Below are 15,279 nucleotides of genomic sequence, written 5' to 3'. Positions count from 1 at the left end.
TCGAGTACGCCCTGCCCACCGACTCGTTCCTGAACTTCTTCCGCTCCTCGGCCGTGACGCTCAAGGTCGAAGGCCTGTACGTCAACCTCGACCGCGGCACCCGCAACCAGGGCGCGTTCGTCATCAACGCCGCCAACAACTTCCCGGTCGTCTACAGCGGCGTCGGCCGCCGCGACGACCAGTTCGCCGTCGTCCGCGCCGGCCTGAACTACAAGTTCGGCACGTTCTAGGATCGCGTCGGCGCGGCCGCGGCCGCGCCTTACACTCGGCATGCAGGAAGCCCGGCCGGCAGGTCGGGCTTCTCGCGTTTCGGGATAGGCGGATGAAGTTTTCGCAATCCCCCTGACAAAGCGTCGCCGCGCACCCATGTCCTAGCTGCCATGCGGCGCGTTCGGGCCCGCGGGTGAGATTCGAGGAGGACGACTCCATGAACAGCGAAGAACGCGACGTCATTTCGGGAATCTTCCAGCGGCTGGAGCAGGCGCAGACCCAGCCCCGCGACGCGGAGGCGGAGCGCTTCATCGCCGACAAGCTCCGCGCGCAGCCCTACGCGCCCTACGCGATGGCGCAGCTGATCTACGTGCAGGAAGAGGCGATCAAGAGCCTCAACCAGCAGCTGGAGCAAGCTCGTAGCCAGGCGGCTCCGGCCCAGTCCTCCGGGGGTGGCGGCTTCCTGTCGAGCATCTTCGGCGGCGGCAGCCAGCAGCGCCAGGAGCCCCAGCCGGGCTACGGCCAGCCGCGTCCGGGCGGCCAGCCCTGGGGCAACCAGGGCGGCCCGCCGCAGGGTTACCCGCAGCAGGGCGGCTACCCGCAGCAGCAGGGCGGCCCGTGGGGCGGCCAGCCCCAGGCGCCGGCGCGCGGCGGCGGCTTCATGGCGACGGCCCTGCCCATGGCGGCCGGCGCGGCGGGCGGCATGCTCCTCGGCAGCGCCCTGTCGAACGCCTTCGCGGGCGGCCATTCGAGCCTCGGCAGCGCCGCGGCCGCCGGTCTCGGCGGCGGGGGCGAGACCGTCGTCAACAACTACTACGGCGACGGCGGCAACCAGGATCTCGGCTCGGCCCTCGACAACAGCGGCGGCGACATGGGCAGCTTCCAGGACGCCGGCTACAGCGATCCGGGCGGTGATTTCGGCGGCGACCTCGGCGGCGGCGACGACAGCGACTGGACCTGATCGTCCCGGATAGGCAGCGGAAGGCCCGGTCGCGTCAGGCGCGGCCGGGCCTTTCTCGTATCCAGAAGGTCCGATCCGCGACCGGGGCCGCGTCGGCCGCTCAGAGGACCTCGACCCGCGTCCCCACCGGCACGCGCTCGTAGAGATCGATGACGTCGTCGTTCATCATGCGGATGCACCCCGACGAGACCGACTGCCCGATCGTGTTGGGCTCGTTCGTCCCGTGGATCCGGTAGAGCGACGAACCCAGGTAGAGGGCGCGGGCGCCCAGCGGGTTCTCCGGGCCGCCGGCCATGTGGCGCGGCAGGTCGGGACGGCGGGCCAGCATCTCGGCCGGCGGCGTCCAGTCCGGCCACTCCGCCTTGCGGCTCACCGTCTTCAGCCCGCTCCAGGCGAAACCGGGGCGGCCGACGCCGATCCCGTAGCGCAGGGCGCGCTGCCCGGCCTGCACCAGGTAGAGATGCTTTCCGGCGGTGTCGATCACGATCGTTCCGGGCTTCTGCCGCCCCGTGAAGGCCACTTCCTGGCGCTGGTACTCCGGCGAGACCGCGCGGCCGATCCGGCCCGGATCTCCCTGGGGCGCACCGTAGGGCTGAGGGGCGCCGGAAGCCTGGCCATAGGGCTGGCCGTAAGCCTGCCCGTACGCCTGCCCGTAACCTTGCGCCGGCTCCGGCTCGACCGGCACCAGCTCGCCGGAATAGGCCGCGACGCGCTGCTGCGGCGCCGCGCGCTGCGGCCAGCCGCGCCCGGGCGCGCCGCCGGCGCTGCCGGTGACTAGATACTCGATCAGGCCGCCGCCGTAGCCGCCCTCGGCGTAGCGCGCCTGCTGCGCCCGGGCGGGGCCGCACAGCACGAACGCGGCCGCGGCCACCCCCATTCCCAGACGGACTGAACGCCGCATCGTCGCATGCTCCCGAGCCGGTGCCCGTGCTCCCGGCCCGCGAACGATCCCGTCGAATTTTACCGAATCCGGTGAACGAACGTGGTGAATCGCCGGGGCGGCCCGGCCCGTCCCCGGCCCGTCGCGACCAGCGTGAATCGGCGGTTAAGCCCCGACGGGGCCCTGGGCCCCCAGGCGCAGGGGGCCGGCGGTAAGAAGCTCGGCAGTCACAGTCCGCTAACCGTTATGGTAGACAGTCGCGGCGACGGAACCCGAACGCTCACGCCCGGACGATGACCCAGAAGCGCTATCGCATCGAAGACAGTCTCGGGCTTCCCGCGGCTCCCCCTCCCGGACCCGGGGCGTCCGCCTCGAGCGAGCGCCTGGAGGAGATCTTCAACGCCATCCAGGACTTGCGCCGCGTCACGCAGATGAGCGCGAGCGAGACCATCGAGTCGTGCCGCCGCGAGCTGCACGAGGCGCTGGCGATGCGCACCGAGCTCGACGTGATGAAGGAGGCGATCACCCGCACCAAGTCGGAGCTGGCGACGCTGCACCGGACCGAGAACACCGGCAAGGGCATGCGCCGGGCGGCCGACGAGCTCGACGCGGTGGTCGACTCGACGGAGCGCGCCACCACGCAGCTCCTCGGCGCGATCGAGGAGATCGAGAGCCACGCCGGCATGCTCAACGCCGCGACGCTGCCGCCCGGCACGAAGCAGCACGTCGACGTGATCCTCGAGCGCGTGATCACCGCCTACGAGGCCTGCAACTTCCAGGACCTGACCGGCCAGCGGATCACCAAGATCGTCAGCGTGATGAAGTTCATCGAGGAGCATCTCGACCGGCTCATCGCCACGTGGTCGGAACTCGACAGCTTCAAGGAGCTCATCACCGTCATGCCGGTGCCGACCTCCCTGGACGACGAGAGCTCGCTGCTCAACGGGCCCAAGCTCGACCACGACATCGGCCACGTCGACCAGAGCGACATCGACTCGCTGTTCGACTGATCGAGCCGACCGGGCGCGCGATTTTTGTCGCCGCCCCGGTCCCCCTGGCGGTCCGGAACGCTTAGATCTGCGGTATGAGCCGCAGAGCCCTCTCAGACCTGCCCCCCGACACCTTCGACGACGGCCGCGACGCCGAGCGGGACGAGGCCGCCGACGAGCCGGAAGCCGGCCTCCCCGAGACGGAGGCGCCGGAGATCGATTTCGACTTCGAGCCGGGCGCCGTCCAGGCCGGAACCGAGGTGATCCGCCGATTCTGGTCGACCCTGCCGTCCTCGCCCGGCGTCTACCGGATGTTCGACCATCGCGGCGACGTCCTCTACGTCGGCAAGGCCAAGAACCTGAAGGCGCGGGTCGGCTCCTACGCGCGGGGCCAGGCGCACTCGAACCGCATCGCCCGGATGATCTCGCAGACGGCGGCGATGGAGTTCGTCACCACGGCGACCGAGACCGAGGCGCTCCTCCTCGAAGCCAACCTGATCAAGCAGCTGAAGCCGCGCTTCAACGTGCTGATGCGGGACGACAAGTCGTTCCCCTACATCCTGGTCACCGACGACGGCCCCGCCCCGCAGATCGTCAAGCACCGGGGCGCCCGGCGCCGGAAGGGCAATTATTACGGCCCGTTCGCCAGCGTGTGGGCGGTGAACCGGACGGTGAACGCCCTGCAGCGCGCCTTCCTGCTGCGCACCTGCACCGACAGCTACTACGAGAACCGCACCCGGCCCTGCCTGCTCTACCAGATCAAGCGCTGCTCCGGCCCCTGCACCGGTGAGATCGCCGCGGACGACTACGCGGCCATGGCGGATTCCGCCCGGGCGTTCCTCGCCGGCAAGTCGAACGCCGTGAAGGACCGGATGCGCGCCGAGATGCAGGAGGCGTCCGAGGCGATGGAGTTCGAGCGCGCCGCCCGGTTCCGCGACCGCATCGCCGCCCTGTCGGCGATCCAGGGCGTGCAGGGGGTCAACACCCAGGGCGTCGAGGAGGCGGACGTGTTCGCCCTCGACGAGCAGGCCGGCCAGTTCTGCATCGAGGTGTTCTTCTTCCGGAACTTCCAGAACTGGGGCAACCGCGCCTATTTCCCGAAGGCCGACCGGACGATGACGCCCGACGAGGTGCTGGGCTCGTTCATCGGCCAATTCTACGACGACAAGCCCGCCCCCAGGACCGTGCTGACGAGCCACGCGATCGAGGACGCGGAGCTGGTCGCGGCGGCCCTGTCGAGCCGGGTGGAGTACCGCGTCGAGATTCACAGGCCGAGCCGCGGCGAGCGGAAGAACCTCGTCGACTACGCCCAGCGCAACGCCAAGGAGGCGCTGGCGCGGCGCCTCGCCGACACGGCCTCGCAGGGCAAGCTCCTCGCCGCCCTCGGCCAGGCCTTCGGGCTCGACGGGGCGCCCCGCCGGATCGAGGTGTACGACAACTCGCACATCATGGGCACGAACGCGGTCGGCGGCATGATCGTCGCCGGCCCGACGGGCTTCATGAAGGCGCATTACCGCACGTTCAACATCAAGTCCGAGGATCTGACCCCCGGGGACGATTACGGCATGATGCGCGAGGTGCTGCAGCGGCGCTTCAAGCGGCTCGTGAAGGAGGCGCCGCGCACGGAGCGCGAGGCGGCCGTGGCCGCCGCCGAGGGCGGCGTGCCGGAGCCGGTGCCGGCCCCGGCGGAGGAGAGCGAGGCGTTCCCGGCCTGGCCGGACCTCGTGCTGATCGACGGCGGCAAGGGCCAGCTCGACGCCGCGCGGGCGGCGCTGGAGGAGGTCGGCGTGGCGGGCGTGCCGCTCGTCGGCGTCGCCAAGGGCCGCGACCGGGATGCGGGCCGGGAGACGTTTTTCGTGCCCGGGCGGCCACCCTTCAAGCTTCCGCCGCGCGACCCGACGCTCTACTTCGTGCAGCGGCTCCGCGACGAGGCGCACCGCTTCGCCATCGGCAGCCATCGGGCCAAGCGGAAGCGTGAGATGGTGAAGAATCCGTTGGACGAGATCGCCGGCATCGGTCCGAGCCGCAAGCGCGCGCTGCTGCACCACTTCGGGACCGTGAAGGCGATCGAGCGCGCCGCCTTCGAGGATCTGGCCAAGACCCCGGGCGTGAACGCCGCCACCGCGCGGGCGGTCTACGACTTCTTTCATGCCGGCGCCTGAGAACCCGGCCGCGATGGCCGAGGCGGAGTCTGGGGCGTTGACGCCCGGGGCCCACTCTGATTTCACCCCTCCGATGAACGCCGTCCTTCCCCGACGACGGTCGCCGGCCTGGACGCTCGCGAATTGCCTGACCTACGGGCGCCTCGTTGCCGTGCCGGTGATGGTCGCGCTGCTGTTCTGGCCCGAATCCCACACGGCGCGGTGGACGGCGCTGGGGGTGTTCGTCGCGGCCGCGATCACCGACTACCTCGACGGGTACGTCGCCCGCACCTACCACCAGAGTTCGGCGCTCGGCCGGATGCTCGATCCGATCGCCGACAAGCTGCTGGTCTCGGCGTGCCTGCTGATGCTGGCGGCGGACCACACCATCGTCGGCTCGAATATCTGGGCGGCCATCGTGATCCTGTGCCGCGAGGTGCTGGTCTCCGGCCTGCGCGAGTATCTGGCGGAGCTGAAGGTCGGCGTGCCGGTCAGCCGGATCGCGAAGTGGAAGACCACCGTGCAGCTCCTGGCCCTCGGCTTCCTGGTGGCCGGTCCGGCGGGCGAGACGGTGCTCCCGGGAACCGAGCCGATCGGCCTGACGCTCCTGTGGCTCGCCGCCGCGCTCACGCTCTGGACCGGGTGGGACTACATGCGGGCCGGGATCAAGCACGTCATCGACGATCCGCGCTGAGGGATCCGTCTCCGGGACGCGCGGTCCCTGCCCTGTCTCCGGTACGGTGATGCGATGAAGCTCGTCTATTTCGCCTGGGTCCGCGAGCGGATCGGCCGCTCCGAGGAGGAGCTGGCGCCGCCGCCGGAGGTGGCCACCGTCGCCGATCTCGTCGGTTGGCTCCGGGGCCGGGGCGAGGAATACGCCTACGCCTTCGAGGATGCCGGCGTCGTCCGCGCCGCGATCGACCGGGCCCACGCCAAGCCGGACGCGCCGATCGCGGGGGCCCGCGAGATCGCCTTCTTCCCGCCGATGACCGGCGGCTGAGACCCGGCCGCGCCGCGCACGTAGTTCGCCGGGGTTGCAACGGGTCGGCTTCCGCGGTCATTGGCGCCGTCGCTCCGGCTGCACCTCATGCCGAACGGCGCGCGGGCCGAGCCAAGTTCTCTACGGGTTCGGCCCGCCTCAGGACGCGACACGCCGCGGAACGCCCAAGCTGGCATTGCCGTTATCCGCTACCGAAATCGGTATTGGAGTTTCAGCATGCGCATGACCTTGCTCGCGACCGCCGCCCTGTTGAGCCTCGGCGCCGCCGCGCAAGCCCAGACCACGGTGATCGAGCGCGACCGCCCGGCCGTCGTCGTCGACCGCCCGGCCTCCGAGTCGAAGTCCGTGACCGTCCACGACCACGGCGACGGCTGCGTCACCAAGACGGTGCGCAAGGAGAACGACATGGGCGACTCGAAGACCGTCAAGAAGGAGACCTGCGACTGAGGCAGGAAAGCGGGCCGGGCCGGAGCGCCGTCGACGCCTCCGCCCGGCCGATCTTTTGCCCGGCCGCTTGGTTGCCCGGCGCCGGTCCTAGCGCCAGCCCGCGTCGATGAAGTACGCGTGGGCCGTACACATCCGGGCATCGTCCGAGGCCAGGAACAGGACCAGCGCGGCGACGTCGGCCGGCTGGATCCGACCGTTCAGGCACTGCGCGGCGACGATCTCCGCCTCGCCCTCCGGCGAGTACCATCGCTCCTGGCGGGGCGTCTGAACGTTGCCCGGCACGATCGCCGCCACCCGGATGTTGTCGCGGCCGAGGTCGCGGGCGAGCGCCCGGGTCATGCCCTCGATCGCCGCCTTGGCGGTCTGGTAGAGCGGCATCTCCGTCAGCCCGAGATGCCAGCTGATCGATCCGAAATTGAGGATCACGCCACCGCCGGCGCGGCGCATGGGTGGGACCGCCGCCTGGGCCGCGAAGAACAGGTGGCGCAGATTCACCGCCATCCGGTCGTCCCAGTAGGCGGGCGTCACGTCCGCGAGAGCGTGGCGGTCGTCGTTGCCGGCATTGTTGATCAGGATGTCGAGCCCGCCGAGGGCCGTGTCGGCCTCGGCCACCAGCGCGCGGACCGCCTCGATATCGGTCAGGTCGCAGCGCCGGTAGAGCGGGGCGTGCGCGGCGCCGGGCGCGAGGCGCGCCACCACGGCGCGGGCCGCGTCGTCGGCGATATCGAAGAACAGGACGCGGGCGCCCTGCCCGACGAAGGCCTCCACCAGCCCCTCGCCGATGCCCGAGGCACCGCCGGTCACGAGGACGCGCTTGCCGGCGAGGCTGGGATACCGCGCGCGCTGATCGCCCTTCGCCGTCATCGATCCTCCTCGACGTGGCTCGCCCGGCCGGAATTTGTCTGAGTTTACCATCATGGCAACCCGCGGCAACGGCGGCGCCGCCGTCCGACATTCGCGAAACGTTAACGGTTCGCGAATGAGATCGCCGGGTCTTCTAGAAAGGAACACCCGATGCCCCTGCGCCTGGAACTCAAGCCGTTCGAGCGGTTGATCATCAACGGCGCGCTGCTCCGCAACGGCGACCGTCGCTCGACCTTCCTGATCGAGACGCAGTGCAAGTTCCTGCGCGAGAGCGAGATCATCACGGAGAGCGAGGCCGACACGGCCTGCAAGCGTCTCCACCTGACCCTGACGGTCATCTACCTCGCCGACGACCCGACGCAGGGCATCGACCTGTTCTTCCGGCAGGCCACGGACTTGCTGGGACTCGCGCCGGCCGCCGCCGGGCAGATCGCCGCGATCGCCGAGGCGGTGGAGGCCGGCGAGTATTACCGGTCGCTCAAGCTGAGCCGCAAGCTCGTCGAGTGGGAGGCGGCCGGCGCCGAATCGCCGGCCGAGGTGCCGGACGCCGCGGCGGCTCGCTGACCGGCACGCGGCCTCAGCCGGGATTGCCCTGCAGGCCGGCGGCGATGTGATTGTTGATCGACACGAGCGTGGCGATCTTCTCCGGCGTGGGAGCGATCATCGTGTCGATGCAGCTCTGGAGCACGAACACGCCCAGGCGTCCGACGCCCTGCTTCACGTCGGCGGGGAGCGGGTTCTCCGCGGACGTCGCCTCGGAGGTCAGCAGCGTCCAGACCCGCTGGTTGAACGACAGGGCCTCGTTGATGCGCCCGGCGTCGCCGCTGGCGAGCCCCTGGCTGGCGCCGATCAGCTTCTGCGCCGCCTTGAGCAGCACGGCGGATTCGGCTTCGCGGGGCGACAGCGCGCTGTGGGAGGTCTTGGCGTAGGCGTTGGCGGCGTAGTTCATCGGCGGTCCAGCCCCGTCGTCGGGCCTGCCACTGAGGCAAGCTAGCGCGTAGCTGTCGCAGATCAGGAGTTAAAAGCGCGTGAGCGCCGCATCCGCCATGATGCCGCCGGGTTGGTTATCGACGACGCTGTGCGGCCGAAAGGAACCGGCCCTCGGACCCCAACCCCGATGTTGAATTTCGTTCTCGGAACTGTTGCCGGCGGCCTGATCGCCTGCGTGCTGACCATCGCGGCGGCACGGCAACCCGAAGTGCAGTCCCGACTGGGCCTCGTGCCGGTGGCGCCGGCGACCCTGGCGGCGGTCACGAAACCGGCCGAGCCCGATTGCGGACGGAGGACGGAGCCGACCCCGAAGATCGGCTCCCAGGAGATGCTGTTCAACCGCCAGAGATTCTGGTCGGTCGCACCGTAATCAGAACGTGCCGATCAGCATGAGCAGCATCGTCGTGGCGACGGTGGTGCTGACGAAACCGCACAGGGCGGCCGCGAAGGACGGACCGGTGCGGGTGACGGTGGGCTCGATGTCGTTCGAGAGCGTGGCGGGGGTCATCGGCGCAGAACCTTCTCGGCGACCAGCGTCGCGCGTATCGGGGTGATGCTTCAGGAACGGGACGGCCGAGGTGCGATCGCGCACCCGGTCAGTCGCAGCGGTTGATTTTCTTGGCGATCCGCAGACCCCGCAGCTCGCTGCGGAGGTCGATGGCCACGACGCCCTCTCCGCATCGCTCGAACGCGTCGCGGGCATCGTCGTAGCGGTCGCCCACCTCGTCGAGCGTGTCGCAGACGCGGTCATGGTTGCCCAGGCGGGCTTCCTGACGCGCCTGGAAGCGCAGGGCGTTCGCCTCGTCGACCTTGCGCTGGGCTTCGATGCAGGACGGCAGGGCCGACGCGGCGGAAGTCAGGGCGAGGCCTGCCAGGAGGCTGGCGAGGCAGCGGGTCAGAGTGACCAACTTGGCACTCACGGGAACACTCACACACGGTTTGTGATGGCAGATCCGCGGGCGGTCCTGCCGGGCTTCTCGGAGCGGCTCAGGTCCACTCCTTCTCTGTCCGCTGAAACAGTGAAGCTGACGTGAAAGTTCCGCCCCGAATCACCGCTTCCGGCGCAGTCGGGAGGTCAGGATTGCGGAGAGTGGCACGGGGGCCGCACCCATCGGATCGACGCCGACATCGTACTGCTTCGGCATCGGCTTGAGCTTGCCGTGGCTGTGGCCGTGGAGGTTCAGCGCGCCCCGGCTCATGCCGTTCCAGGTACGGAACGCGTAGTGGCAGAGCACCACCATCCGCCCCTCGACGGCGAGTTCCGCGTAGTGCCGGACCGACGCCCAGCCGGGCGCCGTCAGCGTGTCCGGCCCGTCGTTGTTTCCGACGATCAGGTGCTTCTCGCCGTTCAGTCCGGCGAGGATCGCGCGGATCCGGTCACCGCTCGGCCCGAGGGCGAAATCGCCGAGGTGCCAGACCGTGTCGCCGGGCGCGACCGTCGCGTTCCAGGCCGCGATCAGGCCGGCATCGTGGGCCTCGAGATCCGGGTAGGGCCGGTGATCGAAGCGCAGCGCGCGCGGGTCGCCGAAATGCGTGTCGCCCGTGAAGAAGATGGTCACCGGTCCGCTCCGCCTCGCCTCAGCGCCTTCCTGTGCGCCTTCCTCGGCGCCTTCCTCGGCGCCTCGCCCGGCAACGCCGCCGGACTGCCGCCGAAAGCGGCGCGCGGCCGCGTTGTTCCCGCCGGCCCGCGTCCGCCTGGCGCGTTGACGGCCCGCGCGCCAGGGTCGAAGCCTCGTCGGGCGAGGCGCCAGCGGGAGGGCACGGGGCATGCTGGGAACGGTGGGGTTCGCGTTCCTGGCCGGCCTGCTCTCGGTGCTCTCGCCCTGCGTGCTGCCACTGATCCCCATCGTGCTCGGCACGGCGGCGGCCGAGCATCGCCTGGGTCCGGCGGCTCTGGCGGCCGGCCTCGCCATCGCCTTCACGGCCATCGGGCTGTTCGTCGCGACGATCGGCTTCACCGTCGGGCTCGACGGCGACGTGTTCCGGCGCGCCGGCGCGGTGCTCCTGGCGCTCCTGGGCGTCGTGCTGATGCTGCCGCGGCTCCAGGCCCGGGTCGCGACGGCGGCCGGCCCGGTCGGCGCCTGGGCGGAGGACCACTTCGGCGGCGTCGGCTCCGGGGGATTGCCCGGCCAGTTCGCCGTGGGCCTGCTGCTCGGCGCGGCCTGGAGCCCCTGCGTGGGACCGACCCTGGGGGCGGCCTCGCTCATGGCGGCGCGGGGCGAGCATCTCGGGGGCGTCGCCTTGACCATGCTGGCCTTCGGGATCGGCGCCGCGGCCCCGCTGATGCTCCTGGGCCTCGTCTCCCGCGAGGCGCTGCTGCGCTGGCGCGGCGGCCTCGCTGCGGCCGGCCGGGCCGCGAAGGCCGCGCTCGGCGCCGTGATGGTCGTGCTCGGGCTGCTGGTGCTGACGGGCCTCGACAAGCGGGTCGAGGCCGCGGCCGTCGCGGCCTCGCCGGACTGGCTCAACGCGGTGACGACGCGCTACTGACTCCGCGAAGACCCGGCGAAGACCCCGCGAAGACCCCAGGTTATCCAGAACGGAGTTCGGCCATGAGCGATGCCCCCCGCCTGACCAGTCTCGCCCACGGCGGCGGCTGCGGCTGCAAGCTCGATCCGGCCACCCTGCGCCAGCTCCTCGCCCAGCAGCCGGCGGCGGGCCCGTTCGAGCGGCTCCTCGTCGGCAACGAGACCGCGGACGACGCGGCGGTGTGGGAACTGGAGGACGGCACCTGCCTCATCGCCACCACGGACTTCTTCACCCCGATGGTGGACGACCCCGTCGATTTCGGCCGGATCGCCGCGACGAACGCCATCTCGGACGTCTACGCCATGGGCGGCCGGCCGCTGTTCGCGCTGGCGATCCTCGGGATGCCGCTCGGCAAGATCGACCCCGAGGTGGTCGCGCGGATCCTGCGCGGCGGCGCGGAGCAATGCGCTGCGGCCGGCATCCCGGTGGCGGGCGGCCACTCGATCGACGCACCGGAGCCGATCTACGGTCTGGCGGTGATCGGGACCTGCCGCCGCGAGGCGGTGCGGCGCAACGCCGACGCGGTGGCCGGGGACGCCGTCCTGCTCACCAAGGCCCTCGGGGTCGGGGTCTACTCGGCGGCGATCAAGCGGGCGACCCTCGACGAGGCCGGCTACCGCGACTTCATCGCGACCACGACGCTGCTCAACCGGATCGGGACCGATCTCGCCGCCGAGCCCGCCGTGCACGCCCTGACCGACGTGACCGGATTCGGCATCCTGGGGCACGGCCTGGAGATCGCCCGCGGCGCCGGCCTCACGCTCACCCTCGAGGCCGACGCCCTTCCCCTGCTGCCGCAGGCGGAGGCGCTGGCGCGCGCGGGCGCGGTCACCGGCGCCTCGCACCGCAACTGGGCGGCGTTCGGCGAGGCCGTGGACCTGCCGGCCGACTTCCCCGAGTGGCGCCGCCATCTCCTGACCGATCCGCAGACCTCGGGCGGGCTGCTGGTGACCTGCTCGGCCGACCGGGCCGACGCGATCCTGGCGCGCATCCGGGCGGCCGGCTACCCGGCGGCGGCCCGGATCGGCCGGATCGAGGCCGGCCCGGCGCGGATCCGCGTGGCGGCCTGACGGGCCGCCCGCCCCGAGAGGCAATCTTCAACCTTCCCGTCCACTCTGCCGCCCCGCACGAGACCCGAGCCGCCGCCAGAGCCGCCGTGACCGACGCCGCAGACATGTCACCGCCCGCCCACGGCGTCGCCGGCTGGCCGTTCGGGCGCAGCGCCGGCGCGCCGGCCCGTCCCGCGTCGCTCCCCGACGGGCGTCCGTGGCCGCGGATCCGCGTCGTCACGGTGGCCGGCGCGGGTGCCGCGCTCGCCGAGACCGTCGCGTCGGTCCTGCGCCAGGGCTACCCGGAACTGCGGCACGACCTGCTCGACCCGGCGGCCGGCCGCGCCGCGGCGGCGCGCATCCTGTCGGTTCCCGATCCGGAGCACCTGTTCTGGCTCCGCGCCGGCGACCTGCTCGCGCCCGGTGCGCTGACCGCCCTGGCGCTGGAGGCCGCGCTCACCGGCGCCGACGCGGTGGCGGGGCTGCGCGTCCTGTTCGACGACGCCGTCCGCGGCCTCGACGGCCCCGGGGCCGCGGACGGCGGGATCCTCTGGCGGCGGGACGCCCTCGCGCACGCGATCCTCGACGCCGACGGGACGCTCGACGCCGCCTCCGCCTGGTCGGCGATCCCCGCCGATCGGCGGAGCCTGATCGGCCGCCCGATCCTGCTCCACAGGCTCGACGCGCCGCCGCCCCCGCCCGCCGCCGGCCTGTCGATCGTGTCGCTGACCGGGACCGGAACCCGCGGGGGCGCGGGCGTGGCCCAGCGCCGCCTCGCCGAGGCGCTGACGCTCGCGGGCCACCGGGTCGCGGAGGTGACGCTGAGCGGACGCCCGGAGGCCGCCGAGTGGCGCGACGACTTCCCGCAGGCGGAGGCCGCGGTCGCGGCGGCCGCCCCCGATCTCGTCCTCGCCGGCAACCTGCACGGCGCCACCCGCAGCCTCGACGTCGTCGGCCGCCTGGCGCGGCGCGGTCCGGTCGGCCTCGTGCTGCACGACCTCTTCCCCCTGACGGGCCGGTGCGCCCACCCCCGCGACTGCGGGCGCGCCGCCTCCGGCTGCGACGCCGCCTGCCCCGGCCCGGACGAGTACCCGGAGCTGGCGCCCGGCCGGATCGCCGGGATGCACGAGCGCAAGCGCGCGGTGCTCGCCGGCGCCGCGCCCGGATCCCCGACGCGACCCTCCGCGCCCTGGCTGCTGGCCAATTCCGACTGGACGCTGGCGCGGGCGCGCGAACTCGCCCCGCCCGGCAGCGTGATCGAGCCCGTGCGGCTGGCCTTCCCGACCGCCGTGTTCCGGCCCGGCGATCGCGCGGCGCTGCGCGGCACGCTCGGCCTGCCGGCCGACGACGTCCTGATCCTCGTCTCCTCGGTCATCGTCGACGGGCCCGACAAGGGCTTCGCCGATCTCCGGGCCGCGCTCCAGGCCGTGGCGGGCCCGGGCGTCGGCGTGGTGGCGGTCGGCCGGCTCGACGACCCGGCCCGGCTCGGCGTCGCGAACCTGTACGCGCCCGGCCTCATCGCCGACGAGGCGCTCCTGGCCGCGTGGTACGGGGCCTGCGACCTCCACGTCACCGCCAGCCGTCACGAGACCCTCGGGCAGACGCCGATCGAGGCCGGCCTGTGCGGGGTGCCGACGCTCGCCTACCGCACCTCCGGCCTGACCTCGGCCGTGATCGACGGCGTGTCGGGCCGCCTCGTACCGGTGCGGCCGGGCGCCCTCGCCGAGGCGCTGGCGGCGCTGGTCGGCGACAGCGAGGCGCGCGCGCGGCTCGGCGCCTTCGCGCGCATCGCCCTGGAGAGCCGCTACAGCCCGGCCGCCTCCGCGCTGTCGCTGGACGCGGTCTTCCGGCGTCACGGTCTGCCGAGCGCCCCGACGGGCCCGCGCTTCGCCCCCGGGATGCTCGGGCACTTCCCCTTCGCGGCGGACCTGCGGGCGGGCGCGGCCGGCACCGTCCCGGCGATCTCGCGCCCGCTCGTGCGCCGGCTGCGGCGGGCCAAGCAGATGGTCTTCGGGCGTCGGATGCCGCTCCTCGTGCGCCGGTGCCTCTACCTCGCCGGCGCGCTGCGCCGGAGCCAGACGTGACGGCCCGCGGCGACAGGGCCGGCGACAATGCGGGCGGCGCGCGGGCGGCGCCGACTCGGCGACGGATCTACCTCGATCAGACCCATCTGCGCGCCCACGTGACGGGGATCGAGCGAGTCACCCTCGACCTGTTCGCCCCGGACCGGCTCGCCCCGCACGCGGTGCGGCCGGTGACCGCGGGCTCCCTGCCCGGCATGGTCGCCGCGCAGCAGCTCGGCCTGCCGGCGCGGGCGCTGATGGATCGGGACGCCCTGTTCCTGTTCCCGGGCTTCCCGCCCGGGCCGCTCTGCGCCGTCGCGGCGTCGCGCTGCCTGCTCTACGTCCACGACACCTTCCTGCTCACGCGGACGGAGGATCTGAGCCTGCGCAGCCGGCTCTACATGAGCCCCAGCTTCGCCCTGGCCCTGCGCTGGTGCCCGAACCTGTTCGTTAACAGCCGCACCACCGGGGCGGACGTGCGCGCGCTCTGCGCCCGACGCGCCCGCGTCGCCCTGCTGCGCCCCCCCGTCCGCGACGCCTTCGGGCTCGCGCACCTGCCGGGACCGGCTGCCTACGCGCCGGGCCGGCCGCTGCGCATCCTCGCCATCGGCACCATCGAGCCGCGCAAGAACTATCCGGCGACCCTCGCGCTGACGGCGGCGCTCATCCGTGCCGGTATCCCGGCGGAGCTCCACCTCGTCGGCCGGGTCGGCTGGGGACAGCACGCCTTCCTGGACGCACCGCCGCCGTTCCTGCACCGCCACGGGTACCTCGCCGACGCCGAGCTGCGCGCCCTCGCGGGGTCGTGCCACCTGCTGGTCTCCACCTCCAAGGCGGAGGGGCTCGGCCTGCCGCTGCTGGAGGTGCAGCACGGCGGCCTTCCGGTGGTGGCGCCGGACGACCCGGTGTTCCGGGAGGTCCTGGGGGCGTCGGCCCTGCTGATCCGGCCGGAGGAGCCCGACGCGGCCGCGGGCGCCCTCGCCGGCTGGATCCGCGACGGCGCCCTGGCCCGCGCCGCCGGAATGAGTCGGGCCAACGTCGCGCGCTGGAACGCGATCGCAGCCGAGGACGGCGCGCGCTTCCGGCGCTTCCTGGCCGGCGATCCCGCGGCTTACGATGCGCTGGAGTCAATTGTCGCACACGCGGGCACCGCCTGAGG

At 72.5% G+C, this 15,279-nt stretch carries 18 protein-coding genes and 1 pseudogene; 13 read left to right on the top strand and 6 right to left on the bottom strand.

Annotation, left to right across the window (positions count from 1 at the left end; genetic code table 11):
• Both ABIC30_RS24460 and ABIC30_RS24455 read left to right on the top strand, forming a co-directional pair.
• Positions 1-230, top strand: a pseudogene (locus ABIC30_RS24460) (porin family protein); the annotation flags it as partial.
• A gap of 197 nt (positions 231-427) precedes the next feature.
• Positions 428-1,171, top strand: coding sequence for a DUF2076 domain-containing protein (locus tag ABIC30_RS24455; RefSeq protein WP_020090643.1), 744 nt, complete (start codon positions 428-430; stop codon positions 1,169-1,171).
• Between the two features lie 100 nt (positions 1,172-1,271).
• Here ABIC30_RS24455 and ABIC30_RS24450 read toward each other — a convergent pair whose 3' ends face one another.
• Complete coding sequence (locus ABIC30_RS24450) at positions 1,272-2,072, bottom strand: L,D-transpeptidase (RefSeq protein WP_026604541.1); 801 nt, start codon at positions 2,070-2,072, stop codon at positions 1,272-1,274.
• Positions 2,073-2,344: 272 nt separating this feature from the next.
• Here ABIC30_RS24450 and ABIC30_RS24445 point away from each other — a divergent pair, with 272 nt between their 5' ends.
• The 5 genes from ABIC30_RS24445 (at position 2,345) to ABIC30_RS24425 (ending at position 6,628) form a co-directional block, all read left to right on the top strand.
• Positions 2,345-3,061, top strand: coding sequence for a protein phosphatase CheZ (locus tag ABIC30_RS24445; RefSeq protein WP_020090645.1), 717 nt, complete (start codon positions 2,345-2,347; stop codon positions 3,059-3,061).
• A 74-nt stretch (positions 3,062-3,135) separates the two neighbouring features.
• Positions 3,136-5,202, top strand: a complete 2,067-nt coding sequence (gene uvrC / locus ABIC30_RS24440) for an excinuclease ABC subunit UvrC (RefSeq protein WP_103984928.1) — start codon at positions 3,136-3,138, stop codon at positions 5,200-5,202.
• Positions 5,203-5,275: 73 nt separating this feature from the next.
• Entirely contained in the window at positions 5,276-5,875 is a 600-nt protein-coding gene (gene pgsA / locus ABIC30_RS24435; RefSeq protein WP_020090647.1) for a CDP-diacylglycerol--glycerol-3-phosphate 3-phosphatidyltransferase, read from the top strand.
• 54 nt (positions 5,876-5,929) lie between these two features.
• Complete coding sequence (gene moaD / locus ABIC30_RS24430; RefSeq protein WP_020090648.1) at positions 5,930-6,181, top strand: molybdopterin converting factor subunit 1; 252 nt, start codon at positions 5,930-5,932, stop codon at positions 6,179-6,181.
• A 216-nt stretch (positions 6,182-6,397) separates the two neighbouring features.
• A complete protein-coding gene (locus ABIC30_RS24425; protein WP_020090649.1) occupies positions 6,398-6,628 on the top strand; it encodes a hypothetical protein in 231 nt (76 codons plus the stop codon).
• Between the two features lie 87 nt (positions 6,629-6,715).
• Here ABIC30_RS24425 and xylB read toward each other — a convergent pair whose 3' ends face one another.
• Positions 6,716-7,492 (bottom strand): D-xylose 1-dehydrogenase, encoded by a 777-nt coding sequence (gene xylB / locus ABIC30_RS24420; RefSeq protein WP_020090650.1) that lies wholly within the window; start codon positions 7,490-7,492, stop codon positions 6,716-6,718.
• Positions 7,493-7,642: 150 nt separating this feature from the next.
• On the opposite strand from xylB, the gene ABIC30_RS24415 reads away from it, so the two are divergent.
• Positions 7,643-8,056: a flagellar biosynthesis repressor FlbT gene (locus ABIC30_RS24415; protein ID WP_234082052.1), complete on the top strand. Its 414-nt coding sequence runs from the start codon at positions 7,643-7,645 to the stop codon at positions 8,054-8,056.
• A 13-nt stretch (positions 8,057-8,069) separates the two neighbouring features.
• Here ABIC30_RS24415 and flaF read toward each other — a convergent pair whose 3' ends face one another.
• Positions 8,070-8,441, bottom strand: coding sequence for a flagellar biosynthesis regulator FlaF (gene flaF / locus ABIC30_RS24410; protein WP_020090652.1), 372 nt, complete (start codon positions 8,439-8,441; stop codon positions 8,070-8,072).
• A gap of 168 nt (positions 8,442-8,609) precedes the next feature.
• Here flaF and ABIC30_RS24405 point away from each other — a divergent pair, with 168 nt between their 5' ends.
• Entirely contained in the window at positions 8,610-8,852 is a 243-nt protein-coding gene (locus ABIC30_RS24405) for a hypothetical protein (protein WP_020090653.1), read from the top strand.
• On the opposite strand, the gene ABIC30_RS24400 is transcribed toward ABIC30_RS24405, so the two are convergent.
• The 3 genes from ABIC30_RS24400 to ABIC30_RS24390 all read right to left on the bottom strand — a co-directional run bounded on the left by ABIC30_RS24400 (position 8,853) and on the right by ABIC30_RS24390 (position 10,041).
• A complete protein-coding gene (locus ABIC30_RS24400) occupies positions 8,853-8,990 on the bottom strand; it encodes a hypothetical protein (RefSeq protein WP_020090654.1) in 138 nt (45 codons plus the stop codon).
• A gap of 88 nt (positions 8,991-9,078) precedes the next feature.
• Positions 9,079-9,402 (bottom strand): hypothetical protein, encoded by a 324-nt coding sequence (locus tag ABIC30_RS24395; RefSeq protein ID WP_020090655.1) that lies wholly within the window; start codon positions 9,400-9,402, stop codon positions 9,079-9,081.
• A 129-nt stretch (positions 9,403-9,531) separates the two neighbouring features.
• Entirely contained in the window at positions 9,532-10,041 is a 510-nt protein-coding gene (locus ABIC30_RS24390) for a metallophosphoesterase (protein WP_020090656.1), read from the bottom strand.
• Between the two features lie 208 nt (positions 10,042-10,249).
• On the opposite strand from ABIC30_RS24390, the gene ABIC30_RS24385 reads away from it, so the two are divergent.
• From ABIC30_RS24385 to ABIC30_RS24370, 4 genes are all read left to right on the top strand, one after another.
• The gene (locus ABIC30_RS24385; RefSeq protein WP_354456161.1) at positions 10,250-10,969 is read left to right on the top strand and encodes a cytochrome c biogenesis CcdA family protein; all 720 of its coding nucleotides are present in this window, start codon (positions 10,250-10,252) and stop codon (positions 10,967-10,969) included.
• Positions 10,970-11,031: 62 nt separating this feature from the next.
• Positions 11,032-12,078, top strand: a complete 1,047-nt coding sequence (gene selD, locus ABIC30_RS24380; protein ID WP_020090658.1) for a selenide, water dikinase SelD — start codon at positions 11,032-11,034, stop codon at positions 12,076-12,078.
• 86 nt (positions 12,079-12,164) lie between these two features.
• Positions 12,165-14,141, top strand: coding sequence for a glycosyltransferase (locus ABIC30_RS24375; RefSeq protein WP_234082050.1), 1,977 nt, complete (start codon positions 12,165-12,167; stop codon positions 14,139-14,141).
• Entirely contained in the window at positions 14,138-15,277 is a 1,140-nt protein-coding gene (locus ABIC30_RS24370) for a glycosyltransferase (RefSeq protein WP_103984931.1), read from the top strand. The genes ABIC30_RS24375 and ABIC30_RS24370 overlap by 4 nt, the downstream gene beginning before the upstream one ends.
• Positions 15,278-15,279 lie beyond the last annotated feature (2 nt).

This window comes from Methylobacterium sp. 1030, assembly GCF_040544715.1.
In the GTDB taxonomy this organism is placed as follows: domain Bacteria; phylum Pseudomonadota; class Alphaproteobacteria; order Rhizobiales; family Beijerinckiaceae; genus Methylobacterium.
This window is presented reverse-complemented; position numbering and strand designations above follow the sequence as displayed.

Coding starts and splice junctions, on each gene's coding strand:
- ABIC30_RS24425 (WP_020090649.1), top strand. CDS start 6,398: ATGCGCATGACCTTGCTCGCGACCGCCGCCCTGTTGAGCCTCGGCGCC.
- ABIC30_RS24385 (WP_354456161.1), top strand. CDS start 10,250: ATGCTGGGAACGGTGGGGTTCGCGTTCCTGGCCGGCCTGCTCTCGGTG.
- selD (WP_020090658.1), top strand. CDS start 11,032: ATGAGCGATGCCCCCCGCCTGACCAGTCTCGCCCACGGCGGCGGCTGC.
- moaD (WP_020090648.1), top strand. CDS start 5,930: ATGAAGCTCGTCTATTTCGCCTGGGTCCGCGAGCGGATCGGCCGCTCC.
- ABIC30_RS24400 (WP_020090654.1), bottom strand. CDS start 8,990: ATGACCCCCGCCACGCTCTCGAACGACATCGAGCCCACCGTCACCCGC.
- ABIC30_RS24445 (WP_020090645.1), top strand. CDS start 2,345: ATGACCCAGAAGCGCTATCGCATCGAAGACAGTCTCGGGCTTCCCGCG.
- flaF (WP_020090652.1), bottom strand. CDS start 8,441: ATGAACTACGCCGCCAACGCCTACGCCAAGACCTCCCACAGCGCGCTG.
- uvrC (WP_103984928.1), top strand. CDS start 3,136: ATGAGCCGCAGAGCCCTCTCAGACCTGCCCCCCGACACCTTCGACGAC.
- pgsA (WP_020090647.1), top strand. CDS start 5,276: ATGAACGCCGTCCTTCCCCGACGACGGTCGCCGGCCTGGACGCTCGCG.
- xylB (WP_020090650.1), bottom strand. CDS start 7,492: ATGACGGCGAAGGGCGATCAGCGCGCGCGGTATCCCAGCCTCGCCGGC.
- ABIC30_RS24415 (WP_234082052.1), top strand. CDS start 7,643: ATGCCCCTGCGCCTGGAACTCAAGCCGTTCGAGCGGTTGATCATCAAC.
- ABIC30_RS24455 (WP_020090643.1), top strand. CDS start 428: ATGAACAGCGAAGAACGCGACGTCATTTCGGGAATCTTCCAGCGGCTG.
- ABIC30_RS24450 (WP_026604541.1), bottom strand. CDS start 2,072: ATGCGGCGTTCAGTCCGTCTGGGAATGGGGGTGGCCGCGGCCGCGTTC.
- ABIC30_RS24405 (WP_020090653.1), top strand. CDS start 8,610: ATGTTGAATTTCGTTCTCGGAACTGTTGCCGGCGGCCTGATCGCCTGC.